The sequence below is a fragment of the Tabrizicola sp. T46 genome, assembly GCF_057219895.1.
On sequence record NZ_JBXVVV010000001.1, the window covers coordinates 173,173 to 194,375 of the forward strand.

A 21,203-nucleotide genomic window follows, 5' to 3' on the forward strand; every position below is an offset into this window, starting at 1 on the left:
GCAACAGACCTTGCGAAAAGGCTTTATTCCTGGATCGACTTCAGGAATTCGGCGACCTGGACCAGACGCACCGGGGTCGGGCTGGCGATGCCGTCGCCCCCATCGTAACCGACCAGCTGACCATCGAGGAGCGGGGCGAAGGACGGCATCGGCGTCTCGGCCCCCGGACCACCCGAATAGGACCAGATCTTCGCCATCACCTTGGTGCCCGGGAAAGTGCCGCCATTGCGTGCCGCGATCCGGGTCAGATCGGCCGGCTTCACGGCCAGACCAGCTGCCGCCGGGCCGTCACCCTTGCCGGAAGCACCGTGGCAGCCGGCGCAATACTGGGCGAAATCCTCGGCACCCGTCGGGGTCGGTGCCTCGCGTTCCACGCATCCCGCAAGGGCAAGCGGCACTACGATCCATCTAAAACGCATTCCCCGCACCCTCCTGCCCCTCAATCGATCCTGCCGCCGGTCAGGCGGACCACCCGGTCCATCCGCGCAGCCAGTTCCATGTTATGTGTCGCGATCAACGCAGAAAGGCCGGTCGACCGCACCAGATCCATGAGCACGCCGAAGACCTGATCCGACGTTCCCGGGTCCAGATTGCCCGTCGGCTCGTCCGCCAGCAAGAGCTTCGGTGCATTGGCCAGCGCGCGGCAGAAGGCAACACGCTGCTGTTCGCCGCCGGAAAGGGCGGCCGGACGATGATCCGCGCGGCCTCCGACGCCGACACGGGTCAGCAAATCCTGCGCCCGGGCCTCGGCCTCGGCCTTCGGGATACCGTTCGCAAGCTGCGGAATGACCACGTTCTCCAGCGCCGAAAACTCAGGGAGAAGGTGGTGGAACTGATATATGAATCCCACCTCGGCGCGCCGCGCCTCGGTCCGGGCGCGGTCAGAGAGGCCTGTCATCCCCCGCCCGCCAAGCGTCACCGAGCCCGCATCCGCCGTATCCAGAAGGCCTGCGATGTGCAGAAGCGTGGATTTCCCCGCGCCGGAAGGTGCCACCAGCGCCACCACCTCGCCCCGCGCCACGGTCAGGTCCACCCCGCGCAGCACAATCACCTCGGACGGCTTGCCCCTGTTATAGCCCTTTTCGACGCCCTTCAGCTCCAGCATCGGCTCACTCATAGCGCAGGGCCTCGACCGGGTTCATCCGTGCCGCCCGCCGCGCCGGGAAAAGCGTGACCACGAACGACAGACCCAGCGACAGGGCCACCGCCGACAGGACATCGACCAGCTGCAACCGGGCAGGCAGCGAGTAAATCCCCCGGATCGAGGGATCCCAGACCTCGGCCCCGTTCAGCCAGTTCAGGAAGCTCATGATCTGGTCGATGTTCAGGGCGACGACGCAGCCAAGGATCACGCCCGCAACCGTCCCGATCACCCCGGTGAAGGCCCCGCAGATGAAGAAGATGCGCAGGACCGACCCTTCGGTCAGCCCCATCGTCCGCAGGATGCCGATGTCACGGCCCTTGTTCTTCACCAGCATGATCAGGCCGGAGACGATGTTCATCGCGGCGATCAGCACAAGGACCGACAGGATGACGAACATCACGTTGTCCTCGATATCAAGCGCACGCAGAAAGGCACCCGAGCTGTCCTTCCACGTCCAAAGCTGCGCCGAAGGTCCGGCCACCTCAAGGATCGCAGGACCGTAGCTTTCGATCGCATCGGGGTTTTCCACCATGACTTCGATCTCGTCCGAGCGTCCTTCCTTGTTGAAGAAGCTCTGCGCCTCGATGAAGGGCATGTAGATGCGGGTGGTATCGATGTCGTAGCGCCCTGCACTGAAGATGTAGACCACCTCATAGGCGTTCACGCGGGGGGCCGAGCCCATCGCCGTCCTGACCCCGCCCGGCGCGATCAGCCGGACGCGGTCACCGGTCGTGATGCCCAGTTCGCGCGCGATGCCCGCGCCGACGGCAATGCCTTCGGGAAAACGCGCGAGGTCGCCGATGGCGTCCGCGCCCGCTCCGATCCGGGGGATCGACGCGAAGTCCTCCGGCAGCATCCCGAAAACCTCGGCGCCCGTGGTGTCGTCGCCGTCGGTGATCATCAGCTTGCCGCGGATCAAGGGGGCCGCGCGGGTCACGCCCGGCACTTCGGCGATCCGGGCCGCCACCGCGTCGGGCGTGCCGAAGCCGCGGAGCAGTTGACCGTCAGCCCCGATCTCGCCGCTGGAATAAACGCTGACATGGGCGTTGGCGCCCAGGATTGTGTCCACGAACTCAGCCCGGAATCCGGCCCGCACAGCCAGCGTCAGGATCAGCGCGAAGACCGCCAGTGTGATCCCGATGAGGGAAATCCAGGTCATCACGCTGACCCCGCCTTCCGCCCGCCGGGCGCGCAGATAGCGCCAGGCGATCATGAATTCGAAGCCCGAAAACGGCGCCGTCCTGCCTGCCATGTACCCCTGCCTTCCTCGCCCGCGACCATTGGGCAAGACGGGCGGAAAGGTCAAGGCAAAGGGGCGCGAGCGGTCTTGCGCTTCAGGCCCGCACGACCCTCAGGTTGACCATCGGGCTGCCCCCGGTCATCCAGAGCCTCACCCAGATCGGCAGCACCGCCTCTTGCGCCCGGGCGCCCTTGATGTCGCCCAGATCGACGATCGAGGCCCAGCCGAAGCCACGGGCGATGTCAGCGACCTCGGCCTTTGCGGCCTCATCGTCGCCGCTGAGGAAGAGGTCGTGCTCCCCCGGGATCAGCGACGGGTCGACCATCACCGAAGCGGTGATCGTGTTGAAGGCCTTGACGACCCTTGCCGCCGGGAAAGCCGCCTGGATCGCCTCGCCAAGACTGGTCGGGCCGCTGAACTCCCGGCTCAGGAACGGCGGCATCCCGGCCGAGAAATCCAGCGGGTTCGCCACGTCGACCAGCACCTTTCCGGCAAGGTTCCCTGCCCCCGCCGCCTTCAGCGCCGCAATGGAATGCGCACCTTGCGTGACATTGAAGACCACCTCGCCGAAGGCCGCAGCCTCGGCGAAGCTTCCCACCTGCCCTTGGGTCTTCAGTGCCCACTCCGCCAGCGGCACTGCCTGCGCCCTCGGCTTCGCCAATTCCTCCGCCGAGGGGTTGCGAACGCCGATCATCACCTCGTGGCCTCGCGCCAGCAGCGCCACACCAAGGGTCTGGCCCACCGCGCCGCCGCCAATCATGCCTATTCTCATCGCCCTTGCTCCATGCTACAGACAGACAGGTTCGTCTACCCTCCGATCCAGATACAGACAGGTCTGTCTACATGTCAAGCGAAACTCTCGCCGCAGCCGAAAAGCCGCCATCTCCGCGCGACCGGATCCTTCAGGTCGCCGGCCGGCTCTTCTACACCGAAGGCTACCGCGCCATCGGGATCGACCGGGTGATTGCCGAGGCGGACGTGGCCAAGGCGACGTTCTACAAGCACTTTCCCTCGAAGGACGCCCTCATCGTCGCCTGGATCGAACGGGCCGAGGCGCAGTCCCTTGTCGACCTTCCGCCACCGGACGGACCTGAGGCGCTCACCGCCTATCTCCGCCACATGCTGGCGATTGCCGGGCGGCCGCACTGTCTTGGCTGCACCTACCAGGGGTCAGCGGCCGAATTCGCCGATCAGTCCCATCCCGCCCATGCCGCCGCCATCGGGGTCAAGCGACGTGTGCTGGAAACGCTCGAAGCCCGCGCAAAGGCGCAAGGGCTGACCGATCCGCGGAAAGTGGCGGAACAGGTGTTCCTGATGCTGGAAGGGGTCTGGGCCTCGGTCCGGATGTTCGGCAGCAAGGCCCCGCTCGCCCATGCCGAGGCCGCCTTCGACAGGCTGATCGCCTAACGGGAGCGCGCCGCCCAGATCAGCCCGCGCCGCAACAGTTCGGCCGCCGGGCCATGCTCGATCACGTTCCGCTGGTGGCCGAGCGCGTTGTAGTAGACCCGCCCCTCCCCCCAGCGCTTGGTGAAGACGACCGGCATCGCCACCGGACCGTTCGACGCATGGGGGCCGTCCACCACCGGAAAATCGCAGACCGCATGCACCTTCACCACGGGATCGACGTGCAGATAGTACTGCTCGGTCTTGACCGTGAAATCGCTCACGCCTGCGACCAGCGGATCTTCCGACACCATCCTGACCCCATATTCCACCCCGTCATTGCCCGGATGCGCCACCCATTGCGCGCCGGTCATGAACTGCCAGTCGACGTTCTCGCGGAAGGCGTCGCACATCCCACCGTGACAGCCGGCCAGCCCCACCCCCGAGGCGACGGCGGCACAGGCGTTCACCGCCTGTTCCTTGCCGATCTTCGACATCGTCCAGACCGGCACGATCAGGCCCAGGCTTGCCAGCCGCGCTGGGTCGTCAAAGCAGGCCAGACTGTCGGTCACCTCGACGGTCATTCCCGCCTCGCGCAGCCAGTCGGCGAAAAGCGCCGCCACCTTGTCCGGCTCGTGCCCCTCCCATCCGCCCCAGGTAATCAGTGCCGTGGCCATCGCAGTCCTCCCTGATCCTTTCAGGCTAGGCGCAGGCAAAGGCCGGGTCAACGCGCGGATCGAACCGAGACGGGTGGCGGGGATCGCCCGTTTGCGGCAGATTGCCCCTGCCCCGTCGTCCCGGTCCGGACGCCAGCAGGAGAAACTAGATGAAGGTTGCCCTCTACACGGCCTATGGACCGCCGGAGACGATTGTCTTCGAGGATCACCCGATCCCCAACCCCGGCCCGACAGACCTTCTGGTCCGCGTCCATGCCGCCCCGGTGACGGCGGCCGACGTTCGCATGCGCTCGGGCAAGGTCCCGCGCGGCATGGGCCTGATGCTCCGCGCTTTCATCGGTATCAGCCGCCCTCGGGTAGCCCCCGGGTATGCCTTTTCGGGAGAGATCGTCGCAGTCGGAGCCAAGGTCACCAGCTTTGCCCCAGGCCAGCGCGTCTTCGGCCTCATGGGCTTCAAGGGCGGTGCCCACCGCGAATACCTGGTAATCCCGGCGGACGGCCGCGTCCTGCTCCTGCCCGCGGACATGGACCACGACACGGGTGCGGCCTTCTTCTTCGGCGGGCTGACGGCGGCCGAGTTCCTGATCGACAAGGCAGGCCTTTCTTCCGGAGAACGTCTGCTCGTAGCTGGCGCGACCGGTGCCGTTGGCGGGGCCGCGGTCCAGATCGCACGGCATCTTGGCGCGCGGGTCAGCGCGACGGCCTCGCCCGCGAACCACGCCCTTGCGCGGCAGCTGGGCGCGGAAAGCGTGTCCGACTACCGCGATCCGCCGCCCGCCGGCCCCTTCGATGTGGTCTTCGACGTCATGGGCCGGCTGGGCTGGTCCGGGGCCGAACCGCTCCTCGCTCCAAACGGGCGGCTTCTGCAGATCACCGCAACCCTCGCCGAGATGCTGGGTTCGGGCCTCCGCTCCCGGCGCAGCGGACGGAGGGTGATCACCGGCACCAGCGGGGACGGGCTGCCAGCGATGCGGCGGCTTTTGGCGTTGCACGTCGCTGGCGGCTACACACCGGTCGTCGGGCAGGTTCTGCCCTTTGACGACCTTGCTCGCGCCCATCAGATTGCGGAAAGCTTTCACAAACCGGGCAATCTGGTCGTCCGGATGGTCTGACCCGGCTCAAGCCAAAGCCACCGCAATCGCGGCAAAGTGCAGCCCCGCCGCCACGGCGACGAACGCGTGCCAGATCGCATTCTGGAACTGCAGCCGCTCCCAGACATAGAAGGCCACGCCCGCGATATAGGTCAGCCCTCCTGCCACGATCAGCCACAGCGACACCGCAGGAAGCGCGGCAGAAACCGGGCCGATTGCAATCACCCCCACCCAGCCAAGCATCATGTAGGCCAGGATCGCCAGCCGGTCATACCGGCCCGGAAGCACCACCTTTACCAGGATGCCCAGCACGGCTCCGGTCCAGACGACGGCGCCCAGGCCCCACGCCCAGCCGGCCGGCAGATGCGGGATGATGGCGGTATAGGTTCCGGCGATCATAACGTAGATCATCGAATGATCGAACCGCCTGAGCAGCCATTTCAGCGCGCTAGGCGGGGCCATGTTGTAGGCCAGCGAAAACCCCCACATCAGGAAGAAGCCCGCGGCGTAGACCGAAAGCGCGGCAAACATCCCGACCCCGGCCGTTTGCAGCGTGTGAAACAGCAGGATCGGAAAGGCGATCAGCCCGGCCAGAAGCGCCAGCGCATGCACGATCCCATCGGCCAGAAGCTCGTTCAGCGTGAGATCACGCTTGGTCATCCGGTAATGGTCGGCGGGCAGGGTCATGGACTCAGTCTGACAAGTATTCCTTTTCAAAGGATGATCTTGCCAGGGCGTAGGTCAAGCCGTCATGCCGCCGCATGACCCGACGTCGCAGTCAGTAGCGCTGCGCCGGTTCGGGCCGGTTCTGCACCACGTCCTCGATCGCCGCCATCACCTCGGGCGTCAGCGCCGCCTTGCGGTCCAGCGCCGACAGGTTGTCGGTCAGCTGTTCCAGCCGCGAGGCACCAAGGATCACCGTCGACACCCGCGGGTTGGCCAGGCACCAGAGCAGCGCGAGGTGGTGGATCGGCATCCCGGCATCGTCCGCGATCTTCGCCAGCGCCTTCACCTGCTCTACCCGGCGGCGGCCCTTCGGCCCGGCGATGATGTCGCGCAGCCATTCATACCCCGGCAGCGCCGCCCGGCTGTCCTGCGGGATCCCGTCATTGTACTTGCCGGTCAGCAGGCCCGAGGCCAGCGGCGACCAGATCGTCGTCCCCAGCCCATGCGTGTCATAAAGGGCGGCATAGTCCCGCTCTACCTTGTCGCGCTCGAAAAGGTTGTACTGCGGCTGCTCCATCGTCGGAGGCGTCAGCCCATCACGGCGGGCCACCAGATGCGCCTCGGTGATCTCCTGACCCGACCATTCCGACGTGCCCCAGTAAAGGACCTTGCCCTGGACAATCAGGTTGTGCATCGCCTGGACCGTTTCCTCGATCGGGGTGTCGATGTCGGGACGGTGGCAGAAGTAGAGGTCAAGGTGATCGACCCGCAGGCGCTTCAGCGCGGCATGGCAGGCCTCGGTCACATGCTTGGCGGAAAGGCCCCGCTGCGTCGGCTTTTCCCCGCCCCAGAACACCTTGGACGAGACGATGTAGCTGTCACGGCTCCAACCCAGCTCCTGGATCGCCTGGCCCATGACCAGCTCGGACCGCCCGGCCTCATAGCCTTCCGCGTTGTCGAAGAAGTTGATACCGGCGTCATAGGCCGCCGTCAGAAGCTCCTTTGCCGGCCGCAGGTCCACCTGCTTGGCGAAGGTCACCCAGGACCCGAAGGAGAACTCGCTGACCTTCAGCCCCGATTTTCCAAGACGACGATAGTCCATGATGGCCTCCATAGGGTTGCGGTGGCCCGCCACGGTGGTGGCGGACCGGAAATGTCAGGCAAGGCGGTTTGCAGGGGCCTAGACCCCGGCGTAGATCTGCGCCACCCGAGCCACGGCGGCCTCAGGCGACATCTCTTCGCTTTCTCCCGTCCGGCGGCTGGTCAGTTCGACCACCCCGTTCGCAAGGCCCCGCGGCCCGACGGTGATCCGCCATGGCAGGCCGATCAGGTCCATGGTCGCGAACTTCGCCCCGGCCCGTTCGTCGCGGTCGTCGTAAAGTGCTTCCAATCCCTTTGCCTTGAGGGCCTTGTAAAGCCCGTCGCAGGCGGCATCGGCGGCACTGTCGCCCTGCTTGAGGTTCACGATTCCGACCGGGAACGGGGTCACGCCCTCGGGCCAGATGATCCCCTTGTCGTCGTGGCTTGCCTCGATGATGGCACCCAGAAGACGGCTGACGCCGATCCCGTGCGAGCCCATTTCGACCGGTACCTTGGTCCCTTCCTTGGTGACCACCTCGGCCCCCATCGAGGCCGAATACTTCGTGCCGAAGTAGAAGATCTGCCCGACCTCGATCCCGCGGCCGACCTTGCGATGGGCCTCCGGGACCTGGTTGAACACGGCCTCGTCATGGGTTTCGTCGGTGCGGGCGTAGAGGGTAGTGAACTCCTCGCAGACCTTCGCGACCTGCATCCGGTCATCGTAGTCGATGTCGCGCTGGCCGAGTTTCAGCTGTGTCACCCGGTCGTCATAGAAGACCTCGCTTTCGCCGGTCTGGGCGAGGACGAGGAATTCATGCGTGTTGTCCCCGCCGATGGGGCCGGATGCCGCCCGCATCGGGATCGCGGTCAGGCCCATGCGTTCGTAGGTCCGCAGGTAGCTGACCATGTGCCGGTTGTAGGCGTGCAAGGCCGCATCCCGGTCGACGTCGAAGTTGTAGCCGTCCTTCATCAGGAACTCGCGCCCCCGCATCACCCCGAACCGGGGCCGCATCTCATCCCGGAACTTCCACTGGATGTGGTAGAGGGTGAGGGGCAGGTCCTTGTAGCTGGAAACATGGGCGCGGAAGATGTCGGTGATCATCTCCTCGTTGGTGGGTCCGTAGAGCATCTCACGCTCCTGCCGGTCCTTGATCCGCAGCATTTCCTGCCCGTAGTCGTCATAGCGGCCCGACTCGCGCCAGAGGTCGGCGGGCTGGAGCGTGGGCATCAGGAGCGGGATGTGACCGGCCCGGATCTGTTCCTGGTGGACGATCTCTTCGATCCGCTTCAGGACCCGGAAGCCAAGGGGCAGCCAGGAATAGATCCCGGCGGCCTGCTGCTTGATCATCCCGGCCCGCAGCATGTAGCGGTGGCTGACGATCTGCGCCTCGGCGGGGTTTTCCTTGAGGACGGGGAGGAAGTAGCGGGAAAGACGCATCGGGAGCCTGCCTTGGAAAGGGACTTCGGTTTCCTAGCGGGTCCGGGCCGGGCAGGCAAGGTGCGAGGGTCTGACCACAGTGGTCAAATCCGGGATCGCATTGTATTTCAATGGGTTAGTCGTGGGCGTTAACCGTTTGGAAAGGTGTGGGAATGGGCGCGATTCCCGTAGGCCGGGCTTCAGCACGGCATCCCTGTCGGAAGATGGGCGCGCGCCGGGCTGACGCCCGGCCTACGGGTCGAGCGTGCTTTGGCGGGGGGTGTCCTCTTCCCGTGCCGCCCATCTGAAGGCGTCGTCGCGGCGGGCGGGAAGCTGGACGGTACGTTCCCGCAAGGACATGGCGTCCTCGACGGTGACGATCTGGAGTTTCGGGACGGGGGCGAATCCGGGTTCGTCGCGGAGTACCGCAGAGGCGGCTTCAGAGATGGGAAGGCATCGCGCAGACGATGTTCGATCAGGCCGATGGCAAGGTGGGTGATGTCGTCGCCGGGATTGGTGGAGGCGTTTAGGAACGTTGTGAACGTATAGGCAAAGCGGCGCCGTCAGTGTCAAGTGTCAAGCGTATCTCAAACAGGAAGGATCGGCTTGATCGCCTGCCAAAGCTTTTCGGCGGCACCTGCCAAAGCTGCCACACCGCTGACCTTTTCTGTAATTGCTTTCATGACAGCGGTGATAGTTGCTGGCTTGCGTTTTCCAACAACTTCCCCAGCAAGAGTCTCAGTAAGATCAATTAGCTCGTTTTGCTGAAGCGTATCTAGTTCCTTGGATTTGATGACTGCTTGCGTAAGAGCATTTATCAGGGAGCCCACTTCCTCTGCGTCGGATCCTTTTGACAGGGTAATGGCCGCATCTATTCTTTCGATAGAGCCAGTATTCAGGACGCCGATTTGCGACTGGGAGATATGAATGTTGTTCAACGTATGGCTCCTCTGCATCGCTCGGGCAAGTGCTTGAACAGGCATCCGCCCACCAGAGATTGGAAAGCCAGTAACCATGTCTATGTCGTCTAATGCGCGGTTCATCATCGCTGCATTCTGAAGAAACTCCATATTCTGTATATGCGATAGCTTCGCATAGCAGTCGAGACATAGAGGTATGTTGCCCTTCTCGCCCACCAAGTACATTGCAGGACGGTTACACTGATAGCACTTCATCAGTCTGTTTATACCTTTGCACCTAGGGTAAACAAACCCTGCACCTCTGCCGCCGCGGCCCCGTTACCGGAGCGGAGGACATCGGCGAAGGCCGACTCGGCGCTGTCGTTCCAGTGCCAGGTGTCGTCAAACGCCTCGATCTGCGCCGCACTCCCCGACCCATCGGGGGCCTTGAAGAGGACGTTGTACCCGGCGTTCGAGTTGAAAGGCGGTTCGAGGTAGATCAGGTCCACGCTCTCATCTCGGATGCTGTCGCGCAGGACGGTGAGGTTGTCGCCGTAGTGCAGGTGGTTGGGCATGCGCGCGCTCCGTTTCAGGGAATCCTATCCGGGGGAAACGGTTAAGGGCAAGTGAAGCCGGGTGGGGGAGAATGGTGCGCAATGAATGCGCACCCTACGGGTTCGGGGCGGGGGGAGTCGGGCTGAAGCCCGACCTACGGGTTACCGCTCGACCCGCCCTTGACTTGCCCCGCCCTTCCCCCTCCCCTGTCGCCATGCGTCCGCATGACAACCGTTCGTGGTTTCTTGTCCTTCCGGCCCTGACACTTCTGGGTGTTTTCGGCGCGTTACCGCTGCTGGCGGTCATCAACCATGGCTTCCACGACATCTTCACCCTGAGCGACGTCCACTGGGTGGGGTTCCAGTGGTATGCCGACATCCTGCAATCGGAACGCTTCCTTGCCACCTTCGGGCGGAGCCTGCTGTTTTCCACCCTCGCCATCGGCATCCAGGTGCCCTTGGGGATCGGGGTGGCGCTTCTCCTTCTGGCCTATGGCAGGCGGGCGGTCTGGGGGCTGATGCTGGTGGCGCTGCCCCTTGTGGTGCCCTGGAACATGATCCCGATGTTCTGGCTGGGGCTGGTCCAGCCCGAGACCGGGCTCCTGGGGCCCGGCCTTGCGGCCATCGGCTTCGACTGGAAGTTCACCGGCTGGCACACCTGGGTCTTGATCCTGGTGATGGACACCTGGCACTGGCTGGGGCTGGTCGTGGTCCTGGCCTATGCCGGGCTGGCGGCGATCCCGCCGGCCTACCGGCAGGCGGCAGCGATCGACGGGGCGTCCCGCTGGGCGGTCTTCCGCTACATTGAACTCCCGAAGCTGGCGGGCGCACTGGCCATCGTCTTCCTTCTGCGCTTCGTCGACAGCTTCATGATCTACACCGAGGCCTTTGCGATCAACGCAGGCGGGCCGATGGATGCGACGCGGTTCCTGTCCCTGGAACTCGGGGAGGAGATCAAGGGCTTTTCCTACGGGCAGGCGGCGGCGCGGGCGACGCTTTACTTCCTGATCGTGCTGGCGGTGGTCTGGGCCTTCATCGCGGTGACGCGGAGGCCCGAATGATGCGGCACCTGGGCATCGCGGCGCTGGCGGTCTTCATCCTGCTGCCCCTCGTGCAGGCAATCATCCTCAGCTTCACGGCCACCCTGCCGACCGACACGGTGGCGGAGGGCACCATTGGCCTGATGAACTACCGGGGTGTCCTCGCCTCACCCGAGCTTCGGGCGGCGATGGTCAATTCGCTGATTTATGTCCTCCTGAACGTGGTGCTTTGCATCAGTTTCGGCCTGCCTGCGGCCTATGCGCTGGCGCGCACGCGCTTTACCGGAGACCGGCATTTCCTGCTTCTGATGCTGGTCTTCCGCGTCACGCCGCCGGTGGTGCTGTCCCTGCCGATCTTCATCCTTTTCTCGCAGTTCGGGCTGGTGAACACGCCCGTTGGCATCGCACTGGTCCATTGCCTTTTCAACCTGCCGGTGGCGATCTGGATCCTGGAAAGTTTCATCCGCGCCGTCCCGCCAGAGTTCGACGAGACGGCGTTTCTGGACGGTCATTCGGGGCCGTCGTTCTTCCTGCGCCACCTGATCCCGCAGATCGCGCCGGGCATCGGCGTCGCGGCCTTCTTCTGCTTCATCTTCTCCTGGGTCGAGGTGGTCCTGGCGCGGATCCTGACGGTGACCGGGGGCAAGCCGATCACCATGGCGATCCAGGCGATGTTCGGGTTCCAGACGGATATCGGCCTGGTCATGGCGATGACCTGCCTGTCGCTGCTGCCGGGCGTGCTGATGATCTGGTTTGTGCGGCGGCATCTGGCGAAGGGCTTCACGCTCCGCGCCTGATCACGGGCGATCACCCTTCTGTCAGGCCCGGTAACGTGGTGGTCCGGTGCGACATGACGCCGCGTAACCGGCTTGCATCCCCAAACACAGGGAGGGGAGCATCAACGCCAACCAATGGGGAACCACCATGGCATATCGCACCTTCGCCGCCGCTGCATTCGCGGCACTTACCCTTGGCACCGCCGCCAACGCCGCCAACATCGTCGAGATCGCCGCGGGGGATGAGCGCTTCTCGACCCTCGTCGCCGCCGTGACCGCCGCCGGTCTGGCCGAGACGCTGGCTGGCCCCGGCCCCTTCACTGTCTTCGCGCCGACGAACGATGCCTTCGCGGCCCTGCCCGCCGGGACCGTCGACACGCTTCTGAAGCCCGAGAACAAGCAGCAGCTGACCGATGTGCTTCTTTACCACGTCGATGACCGCAAGCTGACGGCAGCCGGCATCCCGTCGGGGTCGAACTACTTCAAGCCGGTGCTGACGAGCCAGCGGCTTTGCATCACGAACTCGGGCACCGCCGTCACCATCGCGGACGGGACCGGAGAGGTGGCGACCGTGATCGTGGCCGACATCATGGCCGACAACGGCGTGATCCACGTCATCGACAAGGTGCTGCTGCCGGGAACCCGGCCGGCCTGCCACTAAGCTTGATGCGTCGCCCCCTGCCCACGGGCGGGGGGCTCATGCGGCGGGGGAATCCGCCTCTGGCCGTGCCGGGGGCAGGCTGGCACCGAGGAGGTCCTCGACGAAATAGGCGGCGAACTGCGCGCGGCCCGAGACCCCGGCCTTGGCATAGATCTTCGTCAACTGGGCGCGGACGGTGCCCTGGGCCGCCCCGCGCATGCCCGCAATCTCGGCCACATCCAGACCCTTGAGCGCGAGGAAGGCCACGTCCCGTTCCGCGGGAGTCAGGGACCAGGCGGTGAACTGCTGGTCGATCACCTGCGACAGTGCACCGCGCGCGACATCGAGGGCGGCCTCCTGGGCTCGCAGAAGCTCGATCGTGCGGCGAAGCGCCCAGACGCCGAACATGATGCCGAGCACGAGGACGAAGGTGACCGCGGCCTCGAAGATGAAATGGACCGACCCCGGATCCTCGCGCAGGTCGCCGATGACATCGCCGACGAAGAACACGGTCCCCAGCGTCTGGACGACCAGGAAGCCCGCGAGGGCAGCCGTCTGCCGCCGACCGGCCTGGCGCAGGTCGGTCGTGCCGGTCATTTGCGCCGGTCGCCCTGACCGAGAAGCATCGGTGCGACCAGGTTCCGCCGCAGCGCGCGCCCTTCGATGACGACGCCCGCCACATGGAGCACGGCGAAAAGCAACATCAGGTTCGCGGCCACTTCGTGGATCTCCTCGGCGGTATGGCGGAGCGTACTGTCCTCGTCGTCGGACGACTCGCCTTTCTTAATCAAGGCCGACCAGTCGCCGGATGCAACAGCGGCCTTTTCGCGGGCGACCTCCATCGGTGTCGCGCCGCCGGTCAAGACCAGCCCGGTCGCAATGACGATGCCCAGGCAGGCCCAGAGCGCATAGGCCATCAGCGCGCCCGCCGGGTTGTGCGAGCGGTATTCGCGCGGACGACCTTGCACAAGATCGCCGAGGTGGCGGAGTGCGGCGGCGGGGTTCGGCGGAAAGGCCGAGAACCGCGCTTCATTGGGGCCGAGGACCCCCCAGATCACCCGCAGCAGCAGGAGCGCCATCCCGAGCCAACCCAGGGACACATGGGTCAGGCTGCCGCCCTCAGTGACAAGGGCGTTGGAAAGGACCGCAACGGCGATCCCCCAATGGGTCAGGCGCACCACCGGGTCCCAGAGGCTGGGCGCGGTGACAACTGCCGGCTGCGGGCTTGCCAGGTCAAGGTCGGGGACAACAACCTTGGGCACGATCTGGGGGGATACCATGTCAGTCTTCGGCCTTGATATCGACGACGGCGCCGGAGGCGGGGTCGATGTAGACTTCCATGTCCTTGTTGGTCGCCGTGTCCTTGCACTTGGCCTCGATCTTGCCGTCCTCGGCTTCGAACTCGTCGACCATGCAGCCGGCGGCTTCCAGCGCGGCCTTCGCGGCTGCGGGATCGGTGCCGACGACATCGCCGATCGCGGGCATCGCAAGCGCGGCCATCGGGGTCAGGGCGGCGAGGGAAAGGGAGAGAAGAAGTTTCTGCATGTGTCTGCCTTTCAAGCATTGCGCCGGGCGTTGGGCCTCGGCGAGGCAGCGATTGACACGGCGGTGCGGGGTCTGGCGATTGCCGGGCTGCTTACCCGGGGCCGGATAAGCAGGCGCTGACGCTTTGAAACCCGCCCCTTGCACGTTGCCCCGGCTGCGGCGATACCTGTGACGTCGCAGAAGGACAGACCATGGCACTGCCGATCAAGGACCAGTTCCGCTACTGGGGCATTGCCGCCCTCATCTTCTTCGTCCTGATGTGGTTCCTGGGCGACGTCCTTCTGCCCTTCATCGTGGGTGGGGCGATCGCCTATTTCCTTGATCCCGTTGCCGACCGGCTGGAACGGGCCGGCCTGAGCCGCGTGGCTGCGACCACGGTGATCTCGCTTGTGGCGCTTCTGGCGGTGGTGCTGATGGTGCTGGCGGTGATCCCGACGCTGGTCAACCAGCTGACCGCGCTGGTGAATTCGGCGCCCGAGATGGCGCGGCGGGCCCAGGCCTTCCTGATCGAGACCTTCCCGGACCTTGCCGACAGCACGTCGGTGATGCGCAAGGCCCTGCAGGACATCGGCCTCGCGATCCAAGAACGCGGCGGTCAGCTTGCGGGGGGCATCCTGTCTTCGGCCATTGGCCTCGTGTCGATCGTGGTCTTCATCGTCGTCGTCCCGGTCGTGGCCTTCTACCTGCTTCTCGACTGGGACCGGATGGTCGGGCGGATCGATGCGATGCTGCCCCTGGACCATGCGCCCACGATCCGGAGGCTGGCGGGCGAGATCGACGCCGTGCTTGCCGGTTTCGTGCGCGGGCAACTTTCGGTCTGCCTTCTCCTTGGCACCTACTATGCCTTCGCGCTGATGCTGGCTGGGCTGAACTATGGCCTGATCGTCGGTGTGATCGCCGGGGCGATCACCTTCATTCCCTATGTCGGTTCGCTGGTTGGCGGGATGCTGGCCATTGGCCTTGCGCTCTTCCAGTTCTGGGGCGACTGGACCTCGATCGCCATCGTGGCGGCGATCTTTGCCAGCGGGCAGTTCATCGAGGGCAACATCCTGACCCCGAAGCTCGTCGGCAAGTCGGTGGGTCTGCACCCGGTCTGGCTCCTGCTGGCACTTTCGGCCTTCGGGTCGGTCTTCGGCTTCGTCGGCATGCTGGTGGCGGTGCCGGTCGCGGCGATGATCGGTGTCCTGATGCGCTTCGGCGTAGAGCAGTACCAGGCGAGCCTGCTTTACCGCGGGATCGAAGGGCGGGAAGAGCCACCCTCGGATGAAGGCAGACGGATGGAACCTCCGGCACCGCGCCGCAGCCGCAAGAGCCGGAGCGGAGAAGGGGCGTGATCCGCCAGCTGACCTTCGACCTGCCGGGCACCGAGTCCCGGTCGCGTGACGATTTCCTCGTGGGCCCTTCAAACGCGCTGGCGCTGGGGATGCTGGTCCAGTGGGCGACCTGGCCTCAGGGACGGATGATCCTTGTCGGCCCCGAAAGTGCAGGCAAGACGCATCTCGCGCATATCTGGGCCGCCGAAAACGGGGCCGAACTGGTGCCCGCCGCCAGCATTGCCACTTGCGACATCGACCGACTGGCAGAGTGGCCGGTGGTGGTCGAGGATGCTGACCGGCTGGCAGGCTCTGTCCCGGGCGAGGCTGCGCTCTTCCACCTTCTGAACCACATCGGGCCGGGGTGTCCGCTGTTGATGACCGCCCGAACCCCGCCACGTGACTGGGGCATCGCGCTCCCCGATCTTCTCAGCCGCCTTCAGGCCGCCCCGGTCGCGCATCTGGAAGGCCCGGACGATGCGCTTCTGTCGGCCGTCCTCGTCAAGCTTTTCGCGGACCGCCAGGTCACCGTTGCGGCCAACCTGATCCCCTATCTCGTCAGCCGGATGCCGCGCCAGATCGCGGCCGCGCGCCAGCTTGTGGCCGCACTAGACGCCCGCGCCCTGGCCGAGGCGCGACCGATCACCCGCCAACTTGCCGGAGAGGTTCTGGACAGCCTTTTCCCGGAGTGAAAGACTGTCATCGCAACGTCACACTTCGCAGGGCATATCCTCGCCCATGATCCAAGCCGATTTCCTCAACTCTGCCTTCCCGCCCGCGACCGAGCTGCCCTTTGCGGAGACGGCGGGGCCGGGGCGCTACTTCAACCGCGAACTCTCCTGGCTCGCCTTCAACTGGCGCGTTCTGGAAGAGGCAGCGAACCCCACGGTCCCGCTTCTGGAACGGCTGCGCTTTCTGTCGATCAGCGCGACGAACCTTGACGAATTCTATACCGTCCGCGTGGCAGGTCTGCGGGCGCTGGTCCGGAACGGAAACGCCACCTTGTCGGAAGACGGCCGAAGCCCGGCCGAGCAGTTGCAGCTCATCAACGCCGACGCCCGCAGGCTTATGCAGACCCAGCAGTCAACCTTCAACCGGCTGCGGAAAGAGATGGAGGGCGAGGGCATCTCGATCCTCCAGCGCGCAAAGCTGACGGCGCGTGACCTGAAGCACCTCGAGGCCCACTTCCTGCAGAACGTCTTTCCCGTGCTGTCGCCCCTGGCGATTGACCCGGCGCATCCCTTTCCGTTCATTCCGAACACCGGCTTTTCCCTTGCGCTGGAGCTGGAGCGGGAAAGCGACCACCGGCAGCTGAAGGCGCTCTTGCCGATCCCGCAGCAGATCGCCCGCTTCGTTCCCCTGCCCGCGAAGGACGGCGAGCACCGCTTTCTGCCGCTGGAAGAGCTGCTGCTTCTGCACCTCAGCATGCTTTTCCCGGGATACACGGACCGCGGCCACTGCACTTTCCGCGTCCTGCGCGACAGCGACCTTGAAGTCGAGGACGAGGCCGAAGACCTGGTGCGCGAATTCGAGACCGCGTTGAAACGCCGCCGCCGGGGCGAGGTGATCCGGCTGAAGATGTCGGCGGGTGCCCCGGAAGAGCTGCGCGCGCTCATCATGGAGGAACTGGCCGTCACCGAGGATGAGGTGGTTGAGGTCAAGGGCCTGCTGGGCGTGGCGGACCTCAAGGAGCTGATCCTTTCCAGCCGCAAGGACCTCATGTGGCCGCCCTTTACGCCGCGCGTGCCGGAACGGGTGACGGACCATGACGGCGACATGTTCGCCGCGATCCGGCAGAAGGATATGCTGCTGCATCACCCCTATGAGACCTTCGACATGGTCATCCGCTTCCTGGAACAGGCGGCGCGGGACCCGAACGTGCTGGCGATCAAGCAGACGCTCTACCGCACCTCATGGGACAGCCCCATCGTCAGCGCGCTTTGCGAGGCGGCTGAGGCCGGGAAGTCGGTGACGGCCCTGGTCGAACTGAAGGCACGCTTCGACGAGGCGGCGAACATCCGGCAGTCGCGGCGGCTGGAACGTGCGGGGGCCCATGTCGTCTATGGCTTCGTCAACTACAAGACCCACGCCAAGATCAGCACCGTCGTCCGGCGTGAGGGCGACCAGCTGGTCACCTATACCCATTACGGCACCGGCAACTACCACCCGATCACCGCACGGATCTATACCGACCTGTCCTTCTTCACCTGCGATCCCGCGCTTGGCCGGGATGCGACGAAGGTGTTCAACTATCTTTCGGGCTATGTTCAGCCCGAGGGTCTGGAAAACCTTGCGATTGCGCCGGTAACGCTTAAGCCGCGCCTCCTGGAGATGATCGCCGCCGAGGCCGACCATGCCCGCGCGGGTCGTCCGGCGGAAATCTGGGCCAAGATGAACAGCCTGATCGAACAGGACGTGATCGACGCGCTTTACGCGGCCAGTCAGGCGGGGGTGAAGATCAGCCTCGTGATCCGCGGCATCTGCGGGCTTCGCCCGGGCGTGAAGGGTCTCAGTGAGAACATCCGCGTCAAGTCGATCGTCGGGCGGTTCCTGGAACACAGCCGGATCGTCTGCTTCGGGAATGGCTTCGGTCTGCCGGCCAAGAATGCGCGGGTGTTCTTTTCCTCCGCCGACTGGATGGGGCGGAACCTGACGCGGCGGGTGGAAACGCTGGTCGAGGCGCATAACCCGACGGTGAAAAGCCAGATCCTGACGCAGATCATGGCCGCGAACATGGCCGATACCGCGCAAAGCTGGGTGCTTGCGCCGGACGGCACCTACACGCGCGACCTTGGCGCGTCGGGGACACGGCTCTTCAGCTGCCATCAGTTCTTCATGGAAAACCCGTCGCTTTCGGGGCGCGGGACAGCGGCAAAGGACGCACCACGGCTGGTGCAGATCCGCGATGATGCCGGGGCAAGCGACACCGCTGCCGAGTAAGATCAGCGCGCGGACAAAGGACGAATCGACCCGGCCCAACGTCCAGACAAAGGGGAATATCCTTCCCTTTCGGACGATTGACCATGTGCCGGGCGGAGGTCACGATGCCGCCGCAAGACGAAGGGGATTCCGGCATGGCTGACGGACAGAAACCCATGGGGGACGAGGATGACGAAGGCCCGTTCGGCCCGCCTCTGTTTGATGATCCCTCGGCCCGCGCACTCAGCCGGGTCGGAGTGGTCGATGTCGGGTCGAACTCGGTCCGGATGGTGGTCTTCGACGGTGCCGCGCGCAGTCCGGCCTATTTCTACAACGAAAAGATCATGTGCGGGCTGGGCAAGGGTCTGGCGCAGACCGGTCGGCTGAACCCCCAGGGCCGCGTCCGTGCCCTCTCCGCGCTCCGCCGTTTTGCCCTTCTGGCCGAGGGGATGCAGGTGAACCCCCTGACCGTGGTCGCCACCGCCGCCACGCGCGAGGCCGCCGACGGGCCGGAGTTCCAGGCCGAGGTGCTGCGCGAAACGGGCCTTCGGCTTCACGTCATTGACGGCGACGAAGAGGCCCGGCTTTCGGCGCAGGGCGTGCTTCTGGGCTGGCCGGATGCCAAGGGGATCGTCTGCGACATCGGCGGGAACTCGATGGAGCTGGCCCGGATCGGCGACGGCAAGGTCGGCAAGCGCGTCTCGACGCCCCTTGGCCCGTTCCGGCTGCAGCAGCTTTCGGATGATCCAAAGGCCCGCCGGGCGCATATCGACAAGGTGCTGAAGTCGGCCCAGTCCATGCTGAAGTCGACCGGAGAGCGGATCTACCTTGTGGGCGGCAGCTGGCGCGTGATCGCGCGGCTGGACATGGAGCGGCGGAACTATCCGCTGACCGTGCTGCACGAATACCGCATGACCCCGCGCAGCCTGGACGACACGCTGGACTGGCTGGCCGTCGCTGACCTTGCCGTCCTGCGCGGCCGCACGGGGACAAGCGCCGAACGGATGGAACTCGTCCCCCTTGCCTGCGAGGTCCTGCGCGAACTTCTGGCGATCTTCAAACCGTCCGAGATCGACGTTTCGGCCTATGGCATCCGCGAGGGGCTTCTTTACGAACACATGCCCGAAGGCCTCCGCGCCCGCGACCCGCTGATCGAGGCGGCGCGGATGTCGGAACTCGTCCAGGCCCGCATCCCGGGCTTCGGAAAGAAGCTTTTCAACTTCCTCCTGCCCCTGTTCCCCGAGGCGCCGAAGGACCGGCTACGGCTGATCAAGGCCGCCTGCCTTCTGCATGACACCACCTGGCGCGCGCACCCCGACTTCCGCGCCGAAGCCTGTTTCGACAACGCCACCCGCGCCAACCTCGGCGGGCTCGACCATCCCGGCCGGGTGTTCCTGGGCCTCGCCCTCCTCCACCGCTACAAGAACAGCCGCTCGGGCTCGCGGCTGGAGCCGATGTTCCGCCTTCTGGAGGAAGACCAGATCCAGGCGGCCGAGGTGCTGGGCAAGGCCATGCGCTTCGGTGCCATGTTCTCGGTCGGCGACCCGGCCAAGGCCGGCAGGCTCATCTGGCAACCGAAGAAGCGGGTCCTTGAACTGGAGCTGACCCCCGCAGGCGAAGGATTGTTCGGCGAGGTGGCGCAGGCGCGATTCCAGTCCCTGGCCCTGGCGATGAAGGCCGAAACCCGCGTGACCCGGACCGGCTGATGCTGCACATCGACCATCTGGCCGTCGTGGCCGAACGGCTGGAGGACGGGGTTGCCGCAGTCGAGGCGCTGATCGGCGTGCCGATGGCCGGGGGCGGCAGGCATCCCCTGATGGGCACACACAACCGCCTGCTGAACCTCGGCGATCTGTACCTCGAGGTCATCGCCCCCGACCCCGAGGCGCCCCACCCTGGCCGCCCGCGCTGGTTCGACATGGATCGCTTCACCGGACCGCCACGCCTGACGAACTGGGTCGCCGCCTGCGATGACCTTGCAGCCGAAGTGGCGCTGGGGCCCGACGGGATCGGCGACCCCATAGCCCTCAGCCGGGGCGACTATCGCTGGCAGATGGCGGTTCCCCCTGACGGTCGGCTCCCCTTCGACGGGGCCTTCCCGGCGCTGATCCGCTGGGAGGGGACATCCCACCCTGCCCCCGCTCTGCCCGACCACGGCCTGCGCCTGACCCGGCTGGAGATCGGCCACCCCGAAGCAAAAGGCCTGTCGGCGGCCCTGATGGGGCGGCTGGACGACGCGCGGGTCAAGGTCATCCACGCCGACCGCGTTTCCCTGCGGGCCACCATCGACACGCCAACCGGAAGCCGCGTCCTGTGCTGATCCGCCGCGCCAACGCCGCCGACGCCACCGCCATCGCGGCAATCTGGAACCCCTACATCCGCGACACCGCGGTGACCTTCAACCCGGTCGAGAAATCCCCCGCCGATATCGCCGCCTTCATCGCCGACCGTGACCGGCTGGGCCATGCGACCTTCGTCGCCGAGGCGGAGGCCATCCTTGGCTTTGCCTCCTACTCCCAATTCCGCGCCGGGGTCGGCTACCGGACCTGCATGGAACATTCGATCCTCCTTGCGCCCTCGGCGCGCGGCCGTGGGGCCGGCCGGGGGCTGATGACCGCGATCTGCCAACACGCGGCCGCCGCCGGCGCGCATCAGATGATCGCGGGCGTCTCGGCAGAGAACACGGACGGGGTCGCCTTTCACGCCGCCGTCGGCTTCACCGAGATCGCGCGCGTCCGCGAGGCCGGGCACAAGTTCGGACGCTTCATCGACCTTGTGCTGATGCAGAAATTCCTCTGACAAGCGGCACCTGCGCGGCT

General features: G+C 65.6%; 24 protein-coding genes. 11 read left to right on the forward strand and 13 right to left on the reverse strand.

Features of this window, described 5'->3' with window-relative positions; all coding sequences use genetic code 11:
* Positions 1-23: 23 nt before the first annotated feature.
* The 4 genes from AC2D9V_RS00890 to AC2D9V_RS00905 all read right to left on the reverse strand — a co-directional run bounded on the left by AC2D9V_RS00890 (position 24) and on the right by AC2D9V_RS00905 (position 3,156).
* Positions 24-419: a c-type cytochrome gene (locus tag AC2D9V_RS00890; protein ID WP_484712145.1), complete on the reverse strand. Its 396-nt coding sequence runs from the start codon at positions 417-419 to the stop codon at positions 24-26.
* A gap of 20 nt (positions 420-439) precedes the next feature.
* Positions 440-1,117 carry an ABC transporter ATP-binding protein gene (locus AC2D9V_RS00895; protein WP_484712146.1) on the reverse strand — a complete coding sequence of 226 codons (678 nt, stop codon included), beginning with the start codon at positions 1,115-1,117 and terminating at the stop codon, positions 440-442.
* The gene (locus AC2D9V_RS00900; RefSeq protein WP_484712147.1) at positions 1,110-2,396 is read right to left on the reverse strand and encodes a lipoprotein-releasing ABC transporter permease subunit; all 1,287 of its coding nucleotides are present in this window, start codon (positions 2,394-2,396) and stop codon (positions 1,110-1,112) included. Before AC2D9V_RS00900 ends, AC2D9V_RS00895 begins: the two co-directional genes overlap by 8 nt.
* Before the next feature lie 82 nt (positions 2,397-2,478).
* Positions 2,479-3,156 carry an NADPH-dependent F420 reductase gene (locus AC2D9V_RS00905; RefSeq protein WP_484712148.1) on the reverse strand — a complete coding sequence of 226 codons (678 nt, stop codon included), beginning with the start codon at positions 3,154-3,156 and terminating at the stop codon, positions 2,479-2,481.
* Positions 3,157-3,227: 71 nt separating this feature from the next.
* On the opposite strand from AC2D9V_RS00905, the gene AC2D9V_RS00910 reads away from it, so the two are divergent.
* Positions 3,228-3,791: a TetR/AcrR family transcriptional regulator gene (locus AC2D9V_RS00910; RefSeq protein WP_484712149.1), complete on the forward strand. Its 564-nt coding sequence runs from the start codon at positions 3,228-3,230 to the stop codon at positions 3,789-3,791.
* Here AC2D9V_RS00910 and AC2D9V_RS00915 read toward each other — a convergent pair.
* Positions 3,788-4,444 carry a ThuA domain-containing protein gene (locus AC2D9V_RS00915; protein ID WP_484712150.1) on the reverse strand — a complete coding sequence of 219 codons (657 nt, stop codon included), beginning with the start codon at positions 4,442-4,444 and terminating at the stop codon, positions 3,788-3,790. The two genes, AC2D9V_RS00910 and AC2D9V_RS00915, sit on opposite strands and share 4 nt — an antisense overlap.
* Before the next feature lie 149 nt (positions 4,445-4,593).
* Between AC2D9V_RS00915 and AC2D9V_RS00920 the strand changes: the two genes are divergently transcribed.
* On the forward strand, positions 4,594-5,556 hold the full coding sequence (locus tag AC2D9V_RS00920) for a quinone oxidoreductase family protein (RefSeq protein ID WP_484712151.1): 963 nt from the start codon (positions 4,594-4,596) through the stop codon (positions 5,554-5,556).
* A gap of 6 nt (positions 5,557-5,562) precedes the next feature.
* On the opposite strand, the gene trhA is transcribed toward AC2D9V_RS00920, so the two are convergent.
* The 5 genes from trhA to AC2D9V_RS00945 form a co-directional block, all read right to left on the reverse strand.
* Positions 5,563-6,222: a PAQR family membrane homeostasis protein TrhA gene (gene trhA, locus AC2D9V_RS00925; protein WP_484712152.1), complete on the reverse strand. Its 660-nt coding sequence runs from the start codon at positions 6,220-6,222 to the stop codon at positions 5,563-5,565.
* Between the two features lie 91 nt (positions 6,223-6,313).
* On the reverse strand, positions 6,314-7,303 hold the full coding sequence (locus AC2D9V_RS00930; RefSeq protein WP_484712153.1) for a potassium channel beta subunit family protein: 990 nt from the start codon (positions 7,301-7,303) through the stop codon (positions 6,314-6,316).
* A gap of 78 nt (positions 7,304-7,381) precedes the next feature.
* Positions 7,382-8,719, reverse strand: coding sequence for a proline--tRNA ligase (proS, locus tag AC2D9V_RS00935; RefSeq protein ID WP_484712154.1), 1,338 nt, complete (start codon positions 8,717-8,719; stop codon positions 7,382-7,384).
* Positions 8,720-9,285: 566 nt separating this feature from the next.
* A complete protein-coding gene (locus tag AC2D9V_RS00940) occupies positions 9,286-9,768 on the reverse strand; it encodes a hypothetical protein (RefSeq protein ID WP_484712155.1) in 483 nt (160 codons plus the stop codon).
* 113 nt (positions 9,769-9,881) lie between these two features.
* Positions 9,882-10,172, reverse strand: coding sequence for a modification methylase (locus tag AC2D9V_RS00945; RefSeq protein ID WP_484712156.1), 291 nt, complete (start codon positions 10,170-10,172; stop codon positions 9,882-9,884).
* Positions 10,173-10,366: 194 nt separating this feature from the next.
* On the opposite strand from AC2D9V_RS00945, the gene AC2D9V_RS00950 reads away from it, so the two are divergent.
* From AC2D9V_RS00950 to AC2D9V_RS00960, 3 genes are all read left to right on the forward strand, one after another.
* A complete protein-coding gene (locus tag AC2D9V_RS00950) occupies positions 10,367-11,212 on the forward strand; it encodes a carbohydrate ABC transporter permease (RefSeq protein ID WP_484712157.1) in 846 nt (281 codons plus the stop codon).
* The gene (locus AC2D9V_RS00955) at positions 11,209-11,988 is read left to right on the forward strand and encodes a carbohydrate ABC transporter permease (RefSeq protein WP_484712158.1); all 780 of its coding nucleotides are present in this window, start codon (positions 11,209-11,211) and stop codon (positions 11,986-11,988) included. The genes AC2D9V_RS00950 and AC2D9V_RS00955 overlap by 4 nt, the downstream gene beginning before the upstream one ends.
* A 127-nt stretch (positions 11,989-12,115) precedes the next feature.
* Positions 12,116-12,628 (forward strand): fasciclin domain-containing protein, encoded by a 513-nt coding sequence (locus tag AC2D9V_RS00960; RefSeq protein WP_484712159.1) that lies wholly within the window; start codon positions 12,116-12,118, stop codon positions 12,626-12,628.
* Positions 12,629-12,664: 36 nt separating this feature from the next.
* On the opposite strand, the gene AC2D9V_RS00965 is transcribed toward AC2D9V_RS00960, so the two are convergent.
* Genes AC2D9V_RS00965 through AC2D9V_RS00975 form a run of 3 tightly spaced genes read right to left on the reverse strand, consistent with a single transcriptional unit; the run spans position 12,665 to position 14,152 of the window.
* Positions 12,665-13,204, reverse strand: coding sequence for a helix-turn-helix transcriptional regulator (locus AC2D9V_RS00965; RefSeq protein ID WP_484712160.1), 540 nt, complete (start codon positions 13,202-13,204; stop codon positions 12,665-12,667).
* A complete protein-coding gene (locus tag AC2D9V_RS00970; protein ID WP_484712161.1) occupies positions 13,201-13,887 on the reverse strand; it encodes a cytochrome b/b6 domain-containing protein in 687 nt (228 codons plus the stop codon). The genes AC2D9V_RS00965 and AC2D9V_RS00970 overlap by 4 nt, the downstream gene beginning before the upstream one ends.
* Position 13,888: 1 nt before the next feature.
* A complete protein-coding gene (locus tag AC2D9V_RS00975; RefSeq protein ID WP_484712162.1) occupies positions 13,889-14,152 on the reverse strand; it encodes a PepSY domain-containing protein in 264 nt (87 codons plus the stop codon).
* A 191-nt stretch (positions 14,153-14,343) separates the two neighbouring features.
* Between AC2D9V_RS00975 and AC2D9V_RS00980 the strand changes: the two genes are divergently transcribed.
* The 6 genes from AC2D9V_RS00980 to AC2D9V_RS01005 all read left to right on the forward strand — a co-directional run bounded on the left by AC2D9V_RS00980 (position 14,344) and on the right by AC2D9V_RS01005 (position 21,183).
* The gene (locus AC2D9V_RS00980) at positions 14,344-15,486 is read left to right on the forward strand and encodes an AI-2E family transporter (RefSeq protein ID WP_484712163.1); all 1,143 of its coding nucleotides are present in this window, start codon (positions 14,344-14,346) and stop codon (positions 15,484-15,486) included.
* On the forward strand, positions 15,483-16,157 hold the full coding sequence (locus AC2D9V_RS00985; protein ID WP_484712164.1) for a P-loop NTPase family protein: 675 nt from the start codon (positions 15,483-15,485) through the stop codon (positions 16,155-16,157). The genes AC2D9V_RS00980 and AC2D9V_RS00985 overlap by 4 nt, the downstream gene beginning before the upstream one ends.
* 46 nt (positions 16,158-16,203) lie before the next feature.
* Positions 16,204-18,405 (forward strand): RNA degradosome polyphosphate kinase, encoded by a 2,202-nt coding sequence (locus tag AC2D9V_RS00990; protein WP_484712165.1) that lies wholly within the window; start codon positions 16,204-16,206, stop codon positions 18,403-18,405.
* A 134-nt stretch (positions 18,406-18,539) separates the two neighbouring features.
* On the forward strand, positions 18,540-20,090 hold the full coding sequence (locus AC2D9V_RS00995; protein WP_484712166.1) for a Ppx/GppA family phosphatase: 1,551 nt from the start codon (positions 18,540-18,542) through the stop codon (positions 20,088-20,090).
* Positions 20,090-20,704 (forward strand): VOC family protein, encoded by a 615-nt coding sequence (locus AC2D9V_RS01000; RefSeq protein WP_484712167.1) that lies wholly within the window; start codon positions 20,090-20,092, stop codon positions 20,702-20,704. Before AC2D9V_RS00995 ends, AC2D9V_RS01000 begins: the two co-directional genes overlap by 1 nt.
* A complete protein-coding gene (locus AC2D9V_RS01005; RefSeq protein WP_484713388.1) occupies positions 20,701-21,183 on the forward strand; it encodes a GNAT family N-acetyltransferase in 483 nt (160 codons plus the stop codon). The genes AC2D9V_RS01000 and AC2D9V_RS01005 overlap by 4 nt, the downstream gene beginning before the upstream one ends.
* The last annotated feature ends 20 nt before the right edge of the window (positions 21,184-21,203 follow it).